The following is an 18,755-nucleotide window of genomic DNA, read 5'->3' as shown; positions in this document are numbered from 1 at the left end:
CCCTCAACAGGGACGGCGGGCGCATCCGTTCGGGCTCAGCACGGGCCCGGTGCTGAGCCCGTACGACGCTCAGCCGTACGGTCCGCGGCCTCTGCCCTTCAGTCCTTGATCTCGCAGATGACGGTGCCCGCCGAGAGCGAGCCGCCGATCTCCGCGTGCAGGTCCTTGATGGTGCCGGAGCGGTGCGCGTTGAGGGGCTGTTCCATCTTCATCGCCTCCAGCACGACGACGAGTTCGCCTTCCTCGACGTGCTGTCCCTCCTCCACCGCGACCTTGACGATCGTGCCCTGCATCGGGGAGGCGAGCGCGTCACCGGAGGCGGCGCTGCCGGCCTTCTTGGACGCCTTGCGCTTGGGCTTCTTGCTGCCGCCGCCGGCCGGTGCCGCCGTCACGCCCAGCGAGGAGGGCAGTGAGACCTCCAGCCGCTTGCCGCCGACCTCGACGACGACGGTCTCGCGGGTGCCCTCGTCCTCCTCGGCGTCCGTGCCCGGAGCGGTGAACGGCTTGATCTCGTTGACGAACTCCGTCTCGATCCACCGGGTGTGGACGTCGAAGGGGGTGCCCGAGCGGCCGTTGACCTCCGGCGCGAAGGCCGGGTCCCGCACCACGACGCGGTGGAAGGGCAGCGCGGTGGCCATGCCCTCGACGGTGAACTCCTCCAGCGCGCGTGCGGCCCGCTCAAGGGCCTGCTGCCGCGTGGCTCCGGTGACGATGAGCTTGGCCAGCAGCGAGTCCCAGGCCGGGCCGATGACGCTGCCGGACTCGACACCCGCGTCCAGCCGCACGCCGGGGCCGCCGGGCGCATCGAAGGTGGTCACGGTGCCGGGCGCGGGAAGGAAGTTGCGGCCCGGGTCCTCGCCGTTGATGCGGAACTCGAAGGAGTGACCGCGCAGTTGCGGGTCGTGGTAGTCCAGCGTCTCGCCGTCGGCGATGCGGAACATCTCGCGCACCAGGTCGATGCCGGTGACCTCCTCGGTCACCGGGTGCTCCACCTGCAGACGGGTGTTGACCTCGAGGAAGGAGATCGTGCCGTCCTGGCCGACGAGGAACTCACAGGTGCCGGCGCCGGAGTAGCCCGCCTCCTTCAGGATGGCCTTCGACGCGCGGTACAGCTCCGCGTTCTGCTGGTCGGTGAGGAAGGGCGCGGGCGCCTCCTCGACCAGCTTCTGGTGGCGCCGCTGCAGAGAGCAGTCACGCGTGGAGACCACCACGACGTTGCCGTGCTTGTCGGCCAGGCACTGCGTCTCCACGTGCCGCGGACGGTCCAGATAGCGCTCGACGAAGCACTCGCCGCGTCCGAACGCGGCCACCGCCTCGCGCACCGCCGACTCGTAGAGCTCCTCGACCTCGTCCAGGGAGCGCGCGACCTTCAGGCCGCGGCCGCCGCCGCCGAACGCCGCCTTGATGGCGATGGGCAGCCCGTTCTCCTCGGCGAAGGCCACGACCTCCGCCGCACCCGAGACGGGGTCCTTCGTGCCGGCGACCAGCGGCGCACCGGCACGTTCCGCGATGTGCCTCGCTGCGACCTTGTCGCCGAGGGAGCGGATCGCGTCCGGCGGCGGGCCGATCCAGGTCAGGTTCGCGTCGAGCACGGCCTGTGCGAAGTCGGCGTTCTCGGAGAGGAATCCGTAGCCGGGGTGCACCGCGTCGGCACCCGAATCGGCCGCGGCCTTCAGGACCTTGTCCATGTCCAGGTAGCTGGCAGCCGGAGTGTCACCGCCCAGTGCGAACGCCTCGTCGGCAACCCGGACGTGCAACGCGTCCCGGTCCGGCTCGGCATAGACGGCGACGCTGGCGATCCCCGCGTCCCGGCAGGCACGGGCGACACGAACAGCGATTTCGCCGCGGTTGGCGATGAGCACCTTGCGCACGATGACTCCCTACTTGGCGCTGCGCCGCAAGTGGATTTGATGTGGTGAGTGGTGCGAGTTTAGGTACTGACCACACCACTGGCCGAGTCGCCCACAGGCGTGAGCTTTCCCACACGGACTGTGACGTGCGGCCGTCACCGCCCTCGGTGTTTCCCGTCATCCCAAGGTACGCCGGGTTTCCGGTGAAGCTCGGGGATCTTCTGATGTGGTCAAGGTCTCCGCGAGGCCCCCGGTGAACGAGGGCCTCGTCTTTGTGGGGTTCCTATGAATCGCGGAGGGAAACTTTGCTTCGCGCCGGGCCTCTTGCCCGCCGTGATACCCGTAAGTAGCGTTCACGGTGCCCTGGTGGCGTACTCCAGGTAACGAAGAACATCGGGCCATGGCCGATGAAAAGCGGAAGTAGGTGGGCGAGGTGGGGCTCCGACGATCGGTGGCCGCGGCCGCGGCGCTGATACTGGTGGTCGAGGCGGTCGGCATCGTTCTGCTGAACATATTTCTCGGCATGGTCGTGGACGAGCAGCAGATGTCCATGGCGGGGCTCGAACCACGCTCGATGTCACTGTCCGCCGTGGTCGCGGGCGCGCTCTTCGGTGCCTATCTGCTGCTGTGCGCGCTGGTGTTGGCCCGTACGGCGATCCGCGACAGGGCGCCCGTGGGGCTGCTGCGCATCGTGCTCATCAGCGCCGCGGTGGTGCACGGATTCCTGGGCGCGGCGTCCGTGGGGCTGGTCGGCTGGGTCGCGTTCCTGTTCATGATGGTGGTGCTGGGGCTGATCGTCTGGTCCCTGCTGTCCTACGGCGTCGAGGAGACGGCCGCGGAAGGGACCGAGGAGACCTCCCCGGACAACTCGCCGCCCTCGTCGGCCGGTCCGCATCCGGAGCCCTCGGCACCGTAGAGGCGGAACACGGGCTCGGCGACCGGGCCCGGCCGGTGCTCCGCCCCTGAGCGGGCGCCCCGTTGCCCTCAGGACCACAAGTCCGTGATGCCGACGCCCATTTGCGCGAGGAGATCGCGCAGCAGCGGCAGCGAGAGCCCGATCACCGTTCCGTGGTCCCCCTCGATGCCCTTGATGAACGGCGCCGAGCGGCCATCGAGCGTGAACGCGCCCGCGACGTGCACGGGTTCGCCCGTCGCCACGTAGGCGGCGATCTCCTCGTCGGTGGGCTCGCCGAAGTGCACGGTCGTGGAGGCCGTCGCCGAAGTGCCCGTGCTGTCACGGCTGTCGAGGACGCAGTGCCCGGTCTGCAGCACGCCTGAGCGCCCGCGCATCGCCTTCCAGCGCGCCGTCGCCTCCTCCGCGTCGGCGGGCTTGCCCAGCGGCTCACCGTCCAGCTCCAGCACGGAGTCGCAGCCGATCACGAGCGCGTCGGCGGCCTCCGGGAGTGCCGCGACGGCCTGCGCCTTCGCCTCCGCGAGCACCCGCGCCAGTTCGCCGGGCGTCGGCGCGGACAACCCGTCCTCGTCCACGCCGCTGACGATCACGTCCGGCGAGAATCCCGCCTGCCGCAGCAGGCTCAGCCGGGCCGGGGACGCGGAGGCGAGGACGAGCCGGCGCACCGGCTGCCGGGGCTGCGGCTGCTGCGAGGAAGAAGCGGAAGAAGAGGCCATGGGCGCAATCGTAGAGACCCGGCAGGGGCCGCCCGCCGGGCAGTCCCTAGGCGTCCGGCCTGACGTTGGCCAGCACGACGGAGGCGATCACGACGACGGGCAGCAACCAGTAAAGGCGCCGCAGCATCGCCAGCGTCGCGCGCATCTCCTTCGGAGGCTCGTCGCGGGGGTCGGACCACAGCATGAATTCCATGCTGCGGCGGACGCCGTTGCCGCGCCTGAGTACGCGTACTCATTCCCGCCCGTTCACGCTCCGCGCCCGGAGCGGATCCGGTCCGGGCGCGGAGCGGTGTCCAGGTCGGTTCAGGCGGGCCAGAACGCCGTTCGCCACGCCTTCGGGCCCGGGTGAGGGACACGGCGCGGGACCGTACGGGCTGGGTCCGACCACTCGTCGGCGGTCCGGGAATCCGGCGCCTGCGGGGCCACCGCGGCCGCCCGCGCCCTGACCACCGCGAGCGCGGCGGCCAGCTCCTCAGGGGTCGGATTGCCCCGCACCACCTTGATCGGCGGGAACGGCGGGTTCTCCCCCTGCTCCTCTGTCGTCGGGTCGAGCATGGCGAACGGCCTCCTCACAGCGGGATGTTGCCGTGCTTCTTCGGGGGCAGCTGCTCGCGCTTCGAACGGAGCGTGCGCAGACCGCGGGTGATGTGACGGCGGGTCTCGGACGGCATGATCACAGCGTCCACATACCCGCGTTCGGCCGCGGCATACGGATTCAGCAGCGCGTCCTCGTACTCCTGCGTCAACTCAGCCCGCAGTCCCTCCCGTTCCTCGTCGTTCTCCACGCCGGCGAGCCGCTTGCGGTAGAGGATGTTGACCGCGCCCTGAGCGCCCATGACGGCGATCTGCGCCGTGGGCCATGCGAAGTTGAGGTCGGCGCCGAGGTGCTTGGAGCCCATGACGTCGTACGCGCCGCCGAAGGCCTTCCGCGTGATCACGGTGACCAGCGGCACCGTCGCCTCCGCGTAGGCGTAGATGAGCTTGGCGCCGCGCCGGATGATGCCGTCGTACTCCTGGTCCGTGCCCGGCAGGAAGCCAGGGACGTCGACGAAGGTGAGGACGGGCACGTTGTACGCGTCGCAGGTGCGCACGAAGCGTGCCGCCTTCTCGCTGGCGTCGATGTTGAGGCAACCGGCGAACTGCATCGGCTGGTTGGCCACCACACCCACGGACTGGCCCTCGATCCGTCCGAACCCGGTGATGATGTTCGGGGCGAACAGCGCCTGCGTCTCCAGGAATTCACCGTCGTCGAGGACGTGCTCGATCGCGGAGTGCATGTCGTAGGGCTGGTTCGCGGAGTCCGGGATGAGCGTGTCCAGCTCGCGGTCCTCGTCGGAGGTCTCGAGGTCCGCGTCCTCGGGGAAGACCGGGGGCTCGGAGAGGTTGTTCGACGGCAGGTAGGACAGCAGCGCCTTGACGTACTCGATGGCGTCCTTCTCGTCGCCCGACATGTGGTGCGCGACGCCGGACGTGGCGTTGTGCGTGCGGGCGCCGCCCAGTTCCTCGAAGCCCACGTCCTCGCCGGTGACCGTCTTGATGACGTCGGGCCCGGTGATGAACATGTGCGAGGTCTGATCCACCATCACCGTGAAGTCGGTGATCGCGGGGGAGTAGACGGCGCCGCCGGCGCACGGGCCGACGATGAGGCTGATCTGCGGGACGACGCCGGAGGCGTGCACGTTCCTGCGGAAGATCTCCGCGAACAGGCCGAGCGCCACGACCCCTTCCTGGATGCGGGCGCCGCCACCGTCGTTGATCCCGATGATCGGACAGCCGTTCTTCAGGGCGAAGTCCATGACCTTGACGATCTTCTCCCCGTACACCTCGCCCAGCGACCCGCCGAAGATCGTGAAGTCCTGCGAATAGACGCAGACGGGACGGCCGTCGACCGTGCCGTAGCCGGTGACGACACCGTCGCCGTACGGACGGTTCTTCTCCAGGCCGAAGTTGGTGGAGCGGTGACGGGCGAACTCGTCCAGCTCCGTGAAGCTGCCCTCGTCGAGCAGCAGATCGACGCGCTCACGCGCGGTCAGTTTCCCCTTGGCGTGCTGTTTCTCCACCGCGCGCTGCGAACCCGCGTGCGTCGCCTCCGCAGCGCGGCGTTCGAAATCCGCGATCTTGCCCGCGGTCGTGTGGATGTCTGGGCTCTCCTGCTCGGACATCTGCGTGCGGCTCCTACTCGTCAGCGTGCGGCTACCGGTTCGTAGGCTATCCGCGAAGAAGCCGTTCGTCGGTGCGGCGTTGGCCACACTCTTCACCTGCACCGGTACGGCTCCGGCCGAGCGGGCGGCGGCACGGGACGCGGGCCTACGCTGACGCCATGACGCCGAACCCCTCCGGAGACCCGGGCCGCTGGTCCGACCTCAGCCGCCCTCCGCTCAACGCGGCCGCGCTGCGCCGTGCGCTGACCGGAGCGGACAGCATCTGGACGTCGCTGGAAGTCGTCGAGCGCACCGGCTCGACCAACACCGACCTGGCCGCGCGTGCACGCGACGGGAGCGCGCACGAGGGAGCCGTCCTCGTCGCCGAGGAGCAGACGGCGGGCCGGGGCCGGCTGGAGCGGGAGTGGAGCGCGCCGCCGCGCTCCGGCATCTTCGTCTCGATGCTGATCGTGCCGCCGGTCCCGCAGGAGCGCTGGGGGTGGGTGCCGCTCCTCGCCGGGGTGGCGACCGCGAGCGCGCTGGCCCGCACGGCGGGCATCGACACCAAGCTGAAGTGGCCCAACGACGTCCTCGTGGACATCGGGGGCGAGGAGCGCAAGACCGGCGGCATCCTGGCGGAGCGCACCGACGTGACCGCGGAGCAGGGGAGCGGTGAGGAGGGGAACGGCGAGGAGAAGCGATCCGGCGGCGCCGGGATCGTCCTCGGCATCGGCCTCAACGTCTCGCTACACGAACCGGAGCTGCCCGTACCCTCCGCCGGCTCGCTCGTCCTCGCCGGGGCACAGGCCGCCGACCGCGACCCGCTGCTGCGTGCGGTGCTGCGCTCCGTCGAGGACTGGTACGGGCGCTGGGCCGCCGCCGACGGCGACCCCGTCGCCTCCGGCCTGCTGGAGGCCTACGCCGCCGGATGCGCGACGCTCGGCCGCCATGTGCGGGCGGAGCTGCCCGGCGGCGGGGAGCTCGTCGGCGAGGCCGTGGCCGTCGACAGCGACGGACGGCTCGTCATCGGTACCGAGGAGGGCGTGCAGCGGCCCGTCGCGGCGGGCGACATCGTGCATCTGCGCGGTGACGGCGGCCACGGGAGCGACGGCGGCGCGGAGGCCTGACCTCCGGGCGTTCCCGGCGCCCCGCAGGCACCCCCACAGGCGCGGGTCGCACAGGGTAGATGTTCCGCCGAGCCGGTGGTCCGCTTCTGATGGTCCGTTCGCAGAGGGGCCTGTTCAGCGCGCTGCTGCCGTATTGTTGGCACGCGGCGGAGGGGACACGGATGTGAGGCGTCCCGGTGATCCCCGGAAGATCTCAGCAAGAGAACGGAAGGGCAGTGCGCAGGGACGACCGGACCTGGCAAGGGGCGGACAGTGGCCGAGAATGAACCGGACATTCCCGCGCGTACGTCCGGGTCGCAGTCGGCGCCGGAGCCGGGGAGCGGGCAGGGGGTCGCAGGACCGGGCCGCGCCGCACGGACCGGCGGCTCCGACGGCAACGGCGAGGCGCCGTTCGAATTCCCCGCGACCTCTGGCGGCGCGGACGCACAGCACGGGCCGGACGCCGGCGACGGCACGGATCCCGAGGCCCCCTTCGAGGACGACGAGGACGACCCCAGCGCCACACGCATCGAACAGCTGATCCTCGGCTCGAAGCGGCAGTACACCCCCTTCCAGGCGGCCCGGGCGGCCGGTGTCTCCATGGAGCTCGCCTCCCGTTTCTGGCGTGCGATGGGCTTCGCCGACGTCGGCCAGGCCAAGGCCCTCACCGAGGCGGACGTGCTGGCGCTGCGGCGGCTCGCGGGCCTCGTCGAGGCGGGGCTGCTCAGCGAGCCGATGGCGGTGCAGGTCGCCCGCTCGACCGGGCAGACCACGTCGCGGCTGGCCGACTGGCAGATCGACTCCTTCCTGATGGGGCTCACGGAGCCGCCCGAGCCCGGCATGACGCGCAACGAGGTCACCTATCCGCTGGTCCAGCTGCTCCTGCCCGAGCTGGAGGAGTTCCTGGTCTACGTGTGGCGGCGCCAGCTCGCCGCGGCCACCGGCCGGGTCGTACAGGCCCTGGACGACGAGGACACCATCGACCGGCGGCAGGCGATCGCCTTCGCCGACCTGGTGGGCTTCACGCGCCTGACGCGCCGTCTGGAGGACGACGAACTCGGCGAGCTGGTCGAGGCGTTCGAGACGACGTCCGCCGATCTGGTCGCCGCGAACGGGGGCAGACTCATCAAGGCCCTCGGCGACGAGATCCTCTACGTGGCCGAGGACGCGGGCACCGCCGCGGAGATCGGCCTGCGGCTCATCGAGACCATGGCGAACGACGCGACGATGCCCGAGCTGCGCGTGGGCATCGCATTCGGCACGATGACCACGCGCATGGGCGATGTCTTCGGCAACACGGTCAATCTCGCGAGCAGGCTGACGTCGATAGCGCCGAAGGACAGGGTCCTCGTGGACGGCGACTTCCGCGCGGAACTGGTCGCCTCGGGAGACGCACCGGAGTCGGAGAAGGAGACCGAGGACCTCTCGGACTACCGCTACGCGCTGCAGCCGCTGTACCAGCGGCCGGTTCGCGGCCTCGGAGTCGTCGAGCCCTGGATGCTCAACCGCCGCTGAGGAGTGCTCACTTCGGGGCGGGCTCATCGTCTTGTGTACCGGCCGCCGGGATGCGGACCGTAGTCTGATGCGCGTCGATCCTGAGCGCGTGTCAACCACGGAGGGCCGCATGAGCACGGTGAGCGAAGAGCGTTACGGCGAGTGGATCGTGGTCCGCAGGGACACCGGAACCCACGTCGCCGAGCTCGTACTGGACCGGCCGAAGGCCATGAACGCCGTCTCCGCCGGGCTCGCCGCCGATCTGGTCGAGGCGTGCACCGCTCTCGGCGGGGACCGGACCATGCGTGCCACGGTGCTCAGCTCCAGCAACGACCGCGCGTTCTGCGTCGGCGCGGACCTCAAGGAGCGCAATGCCCTGAGCGACGCCGACCTCAGCCGCCACCGGCCGACGGCCCGCGCCGCCTACACCGGGGTGCTGGATCTGCCGATGCCGACGATCGCCGCCGTGCACGGGTTCGCACTCGGCGGGGGCTTCGAGCTGGCGCTCTCCTGCGACGTGATCGTCGCCGACACCACCGCCGTCGTGGGGCTGCCAGAGGTGTCCGTCGGCGTCATCCCGGGCGGTGGCGGCACGCAGCTGCTGCCCCGCAGGGTCGGCGCGGCCCGCGCCGCCGAGCTGATCTTCTCCGCGCGCCGGGTCGAGGCGGCCGAGGCTCGCGAGATCGGCCTCGTCGACGAGCTCGTCGAGGCGGCGGAGGACCGTGCCGAGGCACTCGCGCTGGCCGGTCGCATCGCCGGGAACTCGCCGGTGGGTCTGCGGGCCGCGAAGCGTGCGCTGCGTACGGGCTGGGGGCTGGACCTGTGGGCCGGGCTGGAGATCGAGGACGCCGCCTGGCGCACCGTCGCCTTCTCCGGTGACCGCACCGAGGGCGTCGCTGCCTTCAACGAGAAGCGGAAGCCGCAGTGGCCCGGGGAGTGAGGCGCTGACGGCCGGCCGCCGGGGAGCCGCCCACGTCCGCGTTTCGCGCGGGAGTAACCCGTACGGCAGGTCCGCGCGCGGGCTTCTCGTGCACGCCCGTACGGCTGTGCCGGCGCGGCAGGGACGGCCGTAGGGGCTGCCGCAGTGGCGCTGCCGGCCCGAGAGGATTGTCCGGACTCGTCCTAGCCTGAGTCTCATGGGAGAGGACGAACGGCTGCGGGCTGTCGTCGAGCTGGCGCAGGCCATGGCAGGGGCACAGCGCTTCTGCGAGGCGCACCCCCGCCACTCGACGCGCCGCGAGGTCGCGCACGCCGCGGCCCTGCGGGCGTGCGCCGCGATGGACGCCGCCTTCGCCGCCCTCTCCGCCTGGGACCGCGCACGCGGACGGCTGGACGTACTGGTCAACGTGGGCGAACTCGCCCCGGGGGAGAGCGAGTTCCCCGACGACGAGTCCTACCCGGTGCACGACTTCCCCGAGATCACCGAGCCGCTTCCGGAACGGTGGACGGCGGAGGGCGACGAGGAGCCCCTCGCCTGGATCACGACCGCCCAGGGGGAGGGTCACGACGGCGACGGCCCTCCCGGTGCGGCCCCCCGCCACGCACGCGTGGCCGCCCTGCGCCGCCGTGGCCGCGGCTGCTGTGTCGTGGCGCCGATAGTGCTGCGCGGGCGCGCCTGGGGCGAGCTGTATGTGGCCCGCCGTCAGGGGGCGCCGGTCTTCGGCCGTTCCGACGCGCAGTTCGCGGCCATACTGGCCGAGATCATCGCCGCCGGGATCGCGCAGAACGAGCAGCTGGAAGAGGTGCGTCGGCTCGCGTTCACCGACCAGCTGACGGGCCTGGCCAACCGCCGGGCCATCGAGGGCAAGCTGGATGACGGTCTGGAGCGGCACCGCGAGGACGGCACCGTGGTGAGCCTCGTCGTCTGCGACGTCAACGGCCTCAAGCGCGTCAACGACGAGCTCGGCCACGCCGCCGGGGACCGCCTGCTGGAGCGGTTCGGGATGGTGCTGTCGATGTCCGGGGCGAAGCTTCCGGGTGCGCTGGCGGCGCGCCTGGGCGGCGACGAGTTCTGCCTGCTGACGGTGGGCCCGCCCGCGGACCAGGTCGTACGTGCCGCGGAGGAGGTCTGCCGCAACGCTCTCGGGCTGAGGGGCGGCGAAGGAGTCTCCTGCGGCGTCGCGTCCACAGGGCACCGGATAGGCCCGATACGTTCGGCGGCCCGTCTCTTCCGGTTGGCCGACGCCGCGCAGTACAGGGCGAAGGCGGCGCGAGCGCTCGAACCGGTTGTCGCGGGTCGCCAGGGCGGCATCGAGGATCCCGTGGTGCGTCTCGCCGACGCCTCTGAGGCCGAGGAGGCCTCGCCGGCACCGGCGGTCGGCGACCGCCGCCACTTCCGGGGCCACACTCCGAAGCCGGACGAGGCCGGGGTCGCGGAGCCCGGGCCGAACGACCAGCACGATCCGCCGGACCCTCGAGGCCGGCAGGACCGGAACGCACAGGGCGGGGCAACGGAGGGCGGGGAGCATCGGCGTCGGGGGCCGCAGGACCGGGGGACGGACCGCACGGACCCGGCGAACCCTTCGGGCCCTCCGGAGTCGCCGGAGCTGCACATACGCCCCGGACGCCCCGACGGCTCCGCCCACGAGCACGGCAACCCGGGCGGCACCCGCGGGCCGGAGCGGCACGGACCGCGTGTCCGGAGCCCCGAGCTGTGAGCCGCTGACATCAGGCATCGGTGTCCGTCCGCCGCGTGGTCTCCCGCACTGCCTCCGGCCCAGCGCACACGCGCCTCGGCGGTCCTCCTGCGGCGCCTGGCCCCCACGGTGAAAAGTCGCCGGGGAAGGCCTCGCACCCTCCCGCGTCCCGTCCGTGCGGACCCCGGCCGTGACAGGAATCGATTCACTCTTTAGGGTGCCTGAATATGAGTATGCACACCGTGGTGCTGGGCGACTCCGGCACGAGCCCCGAAGACGTCATCGCCGTCGCCCGGGACGGCGCCCGTGTGGAGCTGTCGGCGCAGGCTGTGGCGGCACTCGACGCCTCCCGGCGTCATATCGAGGAACTGGCCGCCAAGCCCGAGCCCGTCTACGGCGTCTCCACCGGCTTCGGAGCCCTCGCCGTCCGGCACATCAGCCCCGGCCTCCGCGCCGAGCTGCAGCGCAACATCGTGCGCTCGCACGCCGCCGGCATGGGCCCGCACGTGGAGCGTGAGGTCGTGCGCGCGCTGATGTTCCTGCGCCTGAAGACCCTCGCCTCGGGCCGTACGGGCGTACGGTCCGAGGTCGCGCGGTCCATCGCGGCACTGCTCAACGCCGGCATCACCCCCGTCGTGCACGAGTACGGCTCCCTCGGCTGCTCCGGCGATCTCGCGCCGCTCTCCCACTGTGCGCTGACCCTCATGGGCGAGGGCGAGGCAGAGGGTCCCGACGGAACCGTGGAGCCCGCCGCGGAACTCCTCGCCGCCCACGGCATCACGCCCGTGGAACTGCGCGAGAAGGAGGGGCTCGCCCTCCTCAACGGCACGGACGGCATGCTCGGCATGCTCCTGCTCGCCTGCGCGGACCTGGCCCGCCTCTTCACCTCCGCCGACATCACCGCCGCGCTCACGCTGGAGGCGCTGCTCGGCACCGACAAGGTCCTCGCGCCCGAGCTGCACGCCATCCGCCCGCACCCGGGGCAGGCCGCCTCGGCCGCCAACATGCTGAAGGTGCTTGCCGGTTCGGGTCTGACGGGACACCACCAGGACGACGCTCCGCGCGTCCAGGACGCCTACTCGGTGCGCTGCGCCCCGCAGGTCGCGGGCGCCGGACGTGACACGCTCGCTCATGCCCTCACGGTCGCCCGGCGCGAACTCGCCTCAGCCGTCGACAATCCGGTGGTGCTGCCCGACGGTCGCGTGGAGTCCAATGGCAACTTCCACGGGGCGCCCGTCGCGTACGTGCTCGACTTCCTCGCCGTGGCCGCCGCGGACCTTGCCTCGATCGCGGAACGCCGGACCGACCGCCTCCTGGACAAGAACCGCTCCCACGGCCTGCCGCCGTTCCTGGCCCACGACGCCGGCGTCGACTCCGGCCTGATGATCGCCCAGTACACGCAGGCCGCCCTGGTCAGCGAGATGAAGCGGCTGGCCGTCCCGTCCTCCGCCGACTCGATCCCTTCCTCGGCGATGCAGGAGGACCACGTGTCGATGGGCTGGTCCGCGGCGCGGAAGCTGCGCAACGCGGTCGACGCCCTGACCCGTGTGGTCGCCGTCGAGCTGTATGCCGCGGCACGCGCCGTCGAACTGCGCGCCGTGGGCGGGCGGTTGACGCCGGGCGCGGCGTCCCGCGCGATCGTGGACGCCCTGCGCGAGGCAGGCGTGGACGGGCCGGGACCCGACCGGTTCCTCTCCCCGGACCTGGCGGTGGCCGAGCGGTTCGTCGGGACGGGAGCGCTCGTCAGGGCGGCCGAGTCGGTGACGGGCGAACTCGCCTGAGGCCCGGATCGGAGTCCCGCGAGACCTGATCCGGTTCCTCAAGGGCATGTGGCCCGTACACAGCAGTGGCTGCGGCTTGCGACGGGCCCGGACGGCCGTCACCGGGGGCGTGCGACCTTCGCCGGATAGCGGTCAGTCATCGACGCCCTCGAGCGCGTGACGTACCAGCCGGCCTCTACGGCCCGGAGTCCGGATCAGTGGCACGACAGCCAGAAGGACGAGGCCTACGGGGACTTCCTGCGCGGCCACGGAGACCTCCTGGCGACGCTCGCCCACATCACCGGCCTGTTCAGCAGGACCGACGAGGACCATCTGCACGAGCAGGCACCCCAGATGTGCGAGGCGGCCGAGCAGGCGCAGCGGTACCGCACTCGCCTCGTGGAGGCCGCGCGACGTGCTTCAGCAGTCCGTCGACAGGAACGCTCCGGGTCAATACAACTAGCCGGTCCTGCGGCGGCGGGCCCGGGCGATCATGGCACCGCCCGCACCGGCCACTCCGAGTGCGCTCAGGACGAAGGGCGAGGTGAAGCCGTCCTGGCCCGGCTCCTCTCCGGCGGACGTCCGGTGGGCCCGGCCGTCGGCGGAGTCCCTCGGGTACGAGGAGGAGTCCGGGTACGACGTCGCGGCATGGCGCGCGCCGCCGGTGCCGGGCGCGTCGGGGGTGGCCTTCGCCGAGGGGACGAACAAGAGGGCACACAGCACCGCACCCGCCCCGGTGGCCGTCATGAGGGCCCGGCGGTGAGAGGAGATGCTGGATCGTCCGGCTGCGGGCACGGAGCAAGCCCCTTCCGAGTGCTGTCGTCGTCCGGTCGCGCCACGAACTGGCGGCACGGTGGCCGATGTTATAGACAGCCGCGGGTCGTACGGAAGCCGAGCCTCCGTTCCGTCCTACGCTCCGGACATGGCTGCCGACGAGACAACGCGTACCGAACCGTCCGACACCTCCGTACTGCCCTCGCCGCACATCAGGCTCCGCGTCGACCTGGTTGTCGAGATCGCCGACGCGGACGCCCTGACCAGGTCGGCTCTTGATCACGTCGCGCGTGACGAGCTGATGCCGGACGAGGAGCGCGCGGACGCCGAGGAGATCATCAGCGGGGACGCGGGGGAGGCGCTGGCCTGTCTGGTCGACCCCTTCGACCTCGTCAGGGAGCTGCCGGGAGTCGAACTCGCGCATGCCAGCTGGGGCAGTGAGGAGATGGACGCGGACGATCTCGACGCGTTCTCGTTCCTCGACGGCGCGGGCGACCTCGACGACCGCGAAGGCGAGGAGACCGCCGGCCTCCTGGAGAACGGCCCCGAGGACTTCGACGAGCCTCTCGGCGACGACCGCGACGAGCACCTCCGGGAAGGGGTTCGGAGCGAGCTCCGCGGCCTCGACGGCGCGCGCCGCTGAGTGTAACGCGTCACAGATCTGACGGATTGTCCGCCGAGGCGTATTCGCAGGTCACAGGCTTCTCTCGCGAGGAATTCCCGTCGGCACGTGTCCTGGAACACAGTTTTGTAACTCGTGGAACCGGTCACCTGCCGAAGTGCGTTCCAACCCTTAGAGCTGCGTCACACATGTCCGGGTTGGTCCGGCGGGGGATGTACGTGGTGAATTCGGGGAGCTTGGGATTCGATGCAATGGAGAAGCCTGTGACGACGCTGGGTAAGCACCGCAAGGCTGTATCGGCCACGGCCATGGTGCTCGGCGGCGTACTCACGCTGGGTGCCTGCGGTTCGTCCGGCACCGACAGCGGCGACGCCAAGAACGCGAACTCGGAAGCGCACGGCAAGAAGAGTTCGGAGGCTCGAATAAAGATCGCCTCCAAGGACGGTTCCGAGGGCGCGAGCATCAACAACGGCGGCAACGTCTCGGTGAGTCAGGGGAAGCTCACCTCGGTGAAGCTGACGGCCGTCGAGGCCGGCACGAGTGTCACCGGCACCATGTCGGGCGACGGCAAGTCGTGGAAGCCGCAGCAGCAGCTCGAGCGGGCCACCCAGTACAAGATCACGGCGAAGGCGAAGGACGGCGGGGGCCGCAAGGCCGTCGAGAACTCGACCTTCACCACGGTCTCGCCCGACAACAGCTTCATCGGCACCTACGCCGGTGAGGACGGCCAGACCGTCGGTGTGGGCATGCCGGTCTCGATCAACTTCGACAAGCCGATCACGAACAAGAAGGCCGTCCAGTCCGCGATCAAGGTCAACTCGACCAGCGGCCAGCAGGTCGTCGGGCACTGGTTCGACGGAACCCGCCTCGACTTCCGCCCGCAGGAGTACTGGAAGCCCGGCTCCAAGATCACCCTCGACCTCAAGCTCGACGGGGTGAAGGGCTCGCAGAACATGACCGGCGTCCAGAACAAGAAGGTCACCTTCAACGTGGGCCGCTCGCAGGTCAGCACCGTCGACGTCAACAGCCACCAGATGACCGTGGTGCGCGACGGCCAGAAGCTCAAGACCATCCCCATCTCCGCCGGCGGGGCCAAGAACCCCACGTACAACGGCAAGATGGTGATCTCCGAGAAGCACAAGGAGACGCGGATGGACGGCAACACCGTGGGCTTCGGTCGCAAGGGCGAAGAGGGCTACGACATCAAGGACGTCCCCCACGCCATGCGGCTGTCGACGTCCGGCACCTTCATCCACGGCAACTACTGGGGCGCGCCGTTCGGTTCGGGCAACACCAGCCACGGCTGCGTCGGTCTGAAGGACACCCGCGGTGCGCACGACAACAGCACCGACGGCGCCTGGTTCTACTCGAACTCGATGATCGGCGACGTCGTCGAGGTGAAGGGCTCCCCGGACAAGACCGTCCAGCCGGACAACGGCCTCAACGGCTGGAACATGAGCTGGGCGCAGTGGACGGCAGGCTCGGCAGTCTGAGCCGGGTTCCGGCACGCGCGTAGGACACGCGGCAACGCAGGAGGGGCGGGGCACAGGTCGCACGACCCGTGCCCCGCCCCTCCTGCGTCCGTCACGAGGTCGCGGGGGTGGCGAAGTACCAGCTTCAGCCGCTCAGTTGGGTCACCACGGCGTCGTTGAACACCTTGAGGTCTCCCGGCTTCCGGCTGGTGACGAGCGTGTACGTGCCCTCGTCCACGACGACCTCCTCGTCGACCCAGTGGGCGCCGGCGTTGCGCAGATCGGTCTCCAGGCTCGGCCACGACGTGAGCGTGCGGCCGCGCACGACGTCCGCCTCGATCAGCGTCCACGGGGCATGGCAGATCGCCGCGACGAGCTTGCCCGTCTCACAGAACGTCTTCACCAGTCGCACGGCGTCGTCGTCCAGCCGCAGCGCATCCGGGTTCGCCACTCCGCCGGGCAGGAGCAGGGCTTCGTACTGATCGGCCGCGGCCTCGTCGACCGTCTGGTCCACCTGGAAGGTGTCGGCCTCGTCGAGGTGGTTGAACGCCTGGATGCGGCCCGCCGTCGTCGACACCAGCCGGGGCGTGTGCCCGGCGTCCTTCACGGCCTTCCAGGGCTCCGTCAGCTCCACCTGCTCGACCCCTTCGGGGGCCATGAGAAAGGCGATGCGCATTCTGGCCACTTCCTTCCGCGCGCGGTCTGCGCGAGGGATTCTTCGCTTGCCCTGACCGGGTCCCCGGTGTCGCGCACGTCATGCCCGGGACTGCCCGGCAGCGGGCAGGTCAGGAGGGCCGGGGCAGGGGGAAGGCGCGGCGTATCAGGCCGCCCTGTCCGCCTCGTCGAGGGAGCGGTGAACCGTCGAGAGCAGCACGGCGCCCGCGGTGACGCTCACCGCGCCGAGGATGAAGGGGACATGGGCGTTGTAGTGCTCGACGAGCTTGCCCGCGGCGAAGGGCGCCAGGCCTCCGCCGATGAAGCGCACGAAGCCGTACGTCGCGGAGGCGACCGGACGCGGCACGGGCGCGATGCTCATCACGGCAGTCGTGACGAGGGTGTTGTTGACGCCGATGAAGGCGCCGGCGGCGATGACCGCCCCGATCACGACCCAGCGCTCGCCGGGGAAGATGCCGATCACGGCCAGGTCCGCGGCCATGAAGAGCAGATTGCCGTAGAGCGTGCGTGGGGTGCCGAACCAGCCGCGCAGCGCGGGCGCCCCGAACACCGCGAACACTGCGACGAGCAAACCCCACGCGAAGAAGACCCAGCCCAGTTCGATCGCATCGAGGTCCATCAGGAACGGCGCGTAGCCGAGCATCGTGAAGAAGCCCCAGTTGTAGAGAAGGCCGGTGAGGCTGGTGGTGGCGAGCGCGCGGTGACGCAGAGCCGCGAGCGGTTCGACGAGCGATTCGGGCCGCTCGGGGGCCTTCGTGCGGGGGAGAAGCACGGCGGTGGCGACGAGCGCGCCCGCCATCAGGACGGCCACGCCGAAGAACGGTCCGCGCCAGCTGACGTTGCCGAGCAGTCCGCCCAGCAGCGGTCCGGTGGCGATGCCGACGCCGAGCGCCGTCTCGTACAGGACGATCGCGCCCGCGAAGCCACCGCTGGCGGATCCGACGATGACGGCGAGGGAGGTCGCGATGAACAGCGCGTTCCCCAGGCCCCAGCCGGCGCGGAATCCGATGATCCCGTCGATGCTGCCGGTCGCTCCGGCGAGTGCCGAAAAGACGACGATGAGGACGAGACCGGCCAGGAGGGTCCGCTTGGCGCCGAGCCGGCTGGAGACCCACCCGGTTATGAGCATCGCGACGGCGGTGACGACCAGATAGCTGGTGAACAGCAGCGTCACCTGGCTGGGAGTGGCGTCGAGCTGGCTGGAGAGCGCGGGCAGTATCGGGTCGACGAGCCCGATGCCCATGAAGGAGATCACGCAGGCGAAGGCGACGGCCCACACGGCTTTGGGCTGGCGGAAGGGGCTCTCCGCACGGGGGTGCGGCGGCCGGTCGTGCGACGTGCGGGACCGGGAGCTGCCGGCCGCCGGGCTCCCGGAGTCCGTGCCGGAAGGCGCGAGCCGGGCGGCCGTGCGGTCCGTCGTCCGGTCCGGTCCGGCCGGCGCCTCGGGTGTGGTCGTCTCCGGCCCGTTCATTGAGGGGCGTCCCTTCGATTCGGTGCGGAGCCGTCCCGGTGGGGTTCGGCTGTGCGGATGTGCGCCACGCAGTTCGGTGTACGCCACATCGAAATATATCGATGGCCGATACAACTAGACAATGACAGGTGTCACGACCGTGCCCTCTGTGAGGCCCGGGGTGATCACCGCATGTCGCCACAGGAACGCCTACGCGAAATCGATTTCGTGAAGACCTGTGAATGTCACCTGCGATTTCCGCGCCGGGACAGTGGCTGGTTGGCGGCTCATTTTCCGCTTCCTGAACCCTTTTTGGGATCTGCTCCTTGTGTCTGGAGTGTGAAAACCAGCGTCCATTGACGCGTCACCGTCAGACTTGTACCGTCCCGCAACGAAATCGATTGCTCGCACTTCCGCAGGTCACCGCAAGGCCCAGGGGAGTGGCGAGCGTTACAGGGTTCCGCGCCAGCAGGGATGCGTATCTACGCGCGTTCCTGTCCCCACCTGGAAGGAAATACCCGATGACGTTCACCACGAAGATCAGACGCAAGACGGTGATCCGCGGCGCCAGCGCGATGGCCGCGGCCGTGCTCGTCGCCGGCGGACTGGCCGTGACGGCCAGCGCCGGTGAGGCCGACGTGAAGGCCAAGGACAAGCGTGCCAACGCCGAGATCCTGGACGAGAAGTGCGCGGTCCCGCCGGACTTCGACGCCGCCATCATCAACACCGTCCACGACGTCGCGACTCAGCGTGGCGTGAATGACAAGGTCATGCTCGCCGCGTTCGAGGCCGGCTGGGTCGAGTCCCACATGAACAACCTCAACTGTGGCGACCGCGACTCGCTCGGCGTCTTCCAGCAGCGGCCCAGCGCCGGCTGGGGCACGCCCGAGCAGATCCTGGACCCGGTCTACGCGACCAACGCGTTCCTCGACCAGGCCATCCCGAACGACCAGAACGACCCGAGCATGACCGCCGGTCAGCTCGCCCAGAGCGTTCAGCGTTCCGCCTTCCCCGAGCGCTACGACCAGAACGAGGCCAAGGCCCGGGAGATGATCAACACAGCTGCCAACAGCTGACGCACGCGGTTCCTGCTCCACCACGGGTGATACGCGGCCGCCTGCGGCCGCGGGGGAATGCGAACGAAGG

The 18,755-nt window shown here is 70.5% G+C and carries 16 protein-coding genes and 1 pseudogene; 9 read left to right on the top strand and 8 right to left on the bottom strand.

Going from position 1 to position 18,755, the window contains the following annotated elements:
- Window positions 1-98: 98 nt before the first annotated feature.
- Window positions 99-1,871, bottom strand: coding sequence for an acetyl/propionyl/methylcrotonyl-CoA carboxylase subunit alpha (locus G4Z16_RS11160; protein WP_197350674.1), 1,773 nt, complete (start codon window positions 1,869-1,871; stop codon window positions 99-101).
- A 412-nt stretch (window positions 1,872-2,283) separates the two neighbouring features.
- Between G4Z16_RS11160 and G4Z16_RS11155 the strand changes: the two genes are divergently transcribed.
- A complete protein-coding gene (locus G4Z16_RS11155) occupies window positions 2,284-2,766 on the top strand; it encodes a hypothetical protein (protein ID WP_246530791.1) in 483 nt (160 codons plus the stop codon).
- Window positions 2,767-2,834: 68 nt separating this feature from the next.
- On the opposite strand, the gene G4Z16_RS11150 is transcribed toward G4Z16_RS11155, so the two are convergent.
- The 4 genes from G4Z16_RS11150 to G4Z16_RS11135 form a co-directional block, all read right to left on the bottom strand.
- Window positions 2,835-3,479, bottom strand: coding sequence for a Maf family protein (locus G4Z16_RS11150; RefSeq protein WP_197350673.1), 645 nt, complete (start codon window positions 3,477-3,479; stop codon window positions 2,835-2,837).
- 46 nt (window positions 3,480-3,525) lie between these two features.
- Window positions 3,526-3,663 (bottom strand): morphogenic membrane protein MmpB, encoded by a 138-nt coding sequence (mmpB, locus tag G4Z16_RS11145; RefSeq protein ID WP_175437755.1) that lies wholly within the window; start codon window positions 3,661-3,663, stop codon window positions 3,526-3,528.
- Between the two features lie 119 nt (window positions 3,664-3,782).
- Window positions 3,783-4,034, bottom strand: a complete 252-nt coding sequence (locus tag G4Z16_RS11140) for an acyl-CoA carboxylase subunit epsilon (RefSeq protein ID WP_197350672.1) — start codon at window positions 4,032-4,034, stop codon at window positions 3,783-3,785.
- A 14-nt stretch (window positions 4,035-4,048) separates the two neighbouring features.
- Window positions 4,049-5,641, bottom strand: coding sequence for an acyl-CoA carboxylase subunit beta (locus G4Z16_RS11135; protein ID WP_197350671.1), 1,593 nt, complete (start codon window positions 5,639-5,641; stop codon window positions 4,049-4,051).
- Window positions 5,642-5,799: 158 nt separating this feature from the next.
- Between G4Z16_RS11135 and G4Z16_RS11130 the strand changes: the two genes are divergently transcribed.
- The 5 genes and pseudogenes from G4Z16_RS11130 to hutH all read left to right on the top strand — a co-directional run bounded on the left by G4Z16_RS11130 (window position 5,800) and on the right by hutH (window position 12,637).
- Window positions 5,800-6,747, top strand: coding sequence for a biotin--[acetyl-CoA-carboxylase] ligase (locus tag G4Z16_RS11130; RefSeq protein ID WP_197350670.1), 948 nt, complete (start codon window positions 5,800-5,802; stop codon window positions 6,745-6,747).
- 252 nt (window positions 6,748-6,999) lie between these two features.
- Window positions 7,000-8,241 (top strand): adenylate/guanylate cyclase domain-containing protein, encoded by a 1,242-nt coding sequence (locus tag G4Z16_RS11125; RefSeq protein ID WP_197350669.1) that lies wholly within the window; start codon window positions 7,000-7,002, stop codon window positions 8,239-8,241.
- 109 nt (window positions 8,242-8,350) lie between these two features.
- The gene (locus tag G4Z16_RS11120; RefSeq protein WP_197350668.1) at window positions 8,351-9,160 is read left to right on the top strand and encodes an enoyl-CoA hydratase/isomerase family protein; all 810 of its coding nucleotides are present in this window, start codon (window positions 8,351-8,353) and stop codon (window positions 9,158-9,160) included.
- Between the two features lie 196 nt (window positions 9,161-9,356).
- Window positions 9,357-10,571, top strand: a pseudogene (locus G4Z16_RS11115) (GGDEF domain-containing protein); the annotation flags it as partial.
- A gap of 518 nt (window positions 10,572-11,089) precedes the next feature.
- A complete protein-coding gene (hutH, locus tag G4Z16_RS11110) occupies window positions 11,090-12,637 on the top strand; it encodes a histidine ammonia-lyase (RefSeq protein ID WP_197354352.1) in 1,548 nt (515 codons plus the stop codon).
- Window positions 12,638-13,075: 438 nt separating this feature from the next.
- On the opposite strand, the gene G4Z16_RS11105 is transcribed toward hutH, so the two are convergent.
- Window positions 13,076-13,411 carry a hypothetical protein gene (locus G4Z16_RS11105; protein WP_197355068.1) on the bottom strand — a complete coding sequence of 112 codons (336 nt, stop codon included), beginning with the start codon at window positions 13,409-13,411 and terminating at the stop codon, window positions 13,076-13,078.
- 127 nt (window positions 13,412-13,538) lie between these two features.
- Between G4Z16_RS11105 and G4Z16_RS11100 the strand changes: the two genes are divergently transcribed.
- Together G4Z16_RS11100 and G4Z16_RS11095 are read left to right on the top strand one after the other, a co-directional pair.
- On the top strand, window positions 13,539-14,033 hold the full coding sequence (locus G4Z16_RS11100; RefSeq protein WP_197350666.1) for a hypothetical protein: 495 nt from the start codon (window positions 13,539-13,541) through the stop codon (window positions 14,031-14,033).
- A gap of 230 nt (window positions 14,034-14,263) precedes the next feature.
- A complete protein-coding gene (locus G4Z16_RS11095) occupies window positions 14,264-15,505 on the top strand; it encodes a L,D-transpeptidase (protein WP_197350665.1) in 1,242 nt (413 codons plus the stop codon).
- 124 nt (window positions 15,506-15,629) lie between these two features.
- Here the strand turns inward: G4Z16_RS11095 and G4Z16_RS11090 are convergent, their stop codons facing one another.
- Entirely contained in the window at window positions 15,630-16,160 is a 531-nt protein-coding gene (locus G4Z16_RS11090) for a type 1 glutamine amidotransferase domain-containing protein (RefSeq protein WP_197350664.1), read from the bottom strand.
- Between the two features lie 144 nt (window positions 16,161-16,304).
- The gene (locus G4Z16_RS11085) at window positions 16,305-17,630 is read right to left on the bottom strand and encodes an MFS transporter (protein WP_197350663.1); all 1,326 of its coding nucleotides are present in this window, start codon (window positions 17,628-17,630) and stop codon (window positions 16,305-16,307) included.
- Window positions 17,631-18,130: 500 nt separating this feature from the next.
- On the opposite strand from G4Z16_RS11085, the gene G4Z16_RS11080 reads away from it, so the two are divergent.
- Window positions 18,131-18,685, top strand: a complete 555-nt coding sequence (locus tag G4Z16_RS11080) for a hypothetical protein (RefSeq protein WP_197350662.1) — start codon at window positions 18,131-18,133, stop codon at window positions 18,683-18,685.
- Window positions 18,686-18,755 lie beyond the last annotated feature (70 nt).

The organism is Streptomyces bathyalis (genome assembly GCF_015910445.1).
GTDB classification, from domain to species: Bacteria; Actinomycetota; Actinomycetes; order Streptomycetales; family Streptomycetaceae; genus Streptomyces; species Streptomyces bathyalis.
This window is presented reverse-complemented; position numbering and strand designations above follow the sequence as displayed.

Excerpts from the sequence above, each read along its gene's own strand:
- mmpB (WP_175437755.1), bottom strand. The coding sequence starts at position 3,663 with ATGCTGTGGTCCGACCCCCGCGACGAGCCTCCGAAGGAGATGCGCGCG.
- G4Z16_RS11135 (WP_197350671.1), bottom strand. The coding sequence starts at position 5,641 with ATGTCCGAGCAGGAGAGCCCAGACATCCACACGACCGCGGGCAAGATC.
- G4Z16_RS11095 (WP_197350665.1), top strand. The coding sequence starts at position 14,264 with ATGGAGAAGCCTGTGACGACGCTGGGTAAGCACCGCAAGGCTGTATCG.
- G4Z16_RS11100 (WP_197350666.1), top strand. The coding sequence starts at position 13,539 with ATGGCTGCCGACGAGACAACGCGTACCGAACCGTCCGACACCTCCGTA.
- G4Z16_RS11085 (WP_197350663.1), bottom strand. The coding sequence starts at position 17,630 with ATGAACGGGCCGGAGACGACCACACCCGAGGCGCCGGCCGGACCGGAC.
- G4Z16_RS11080 (WP_197350662.1), top strand. The coding sequence starts at position 18,131 with ATGACGTTCACCACGAAGATCAGACGCAAGACGGTGATCCGCGGCGCC.
- G4Z16_RS11120 (WP_197350668.1), top strand. The coding sequence starts at position 8,351 with ATGAGCACGGTGAGCGAAGAGCGTTACGGCGAGTGGATCGTGGTCCGC.
- G4Z16_RS11090 (WP_197350664.1), bottom strand. The coding sequence starts at position 16,160 with ATGCGCATCGCCTTTCTCATGGCCCCCGAAGGGGTCGAGCAGGTGGAG.
- G4Z16_RS11140 (WP_197350672.1), bottom strand. The coding sequence starts at position 4,034 with ATGCTCGACCCGACGACAGAGGAGCAGGGGGAGAACCCGCCGTTCCCG.
- G4Z16_RS11130 (WP_197350670.1), top strand. The coding sequence starts at position 5,800 with ATGACGCCGAACCCCTCCGGAGACCCGGGCCGCTGGTCCGACCTCAGC.
- G4Z16_RS11150 (WP_197350673.1), bottom strand. The coding sequence starts at position 3,479 with ATGGCCTCTTCTTCCGCTTCTTCCTCGCAGCAGCCGCAGCCCCGGCAG.
- hutH (WP_197354352.1), top strand. The coding sequence starts at position 11,090 with ATGCACACCGTGGTGCTGGGCGACTCCGGCACGAGCCCCGAAGACGTC.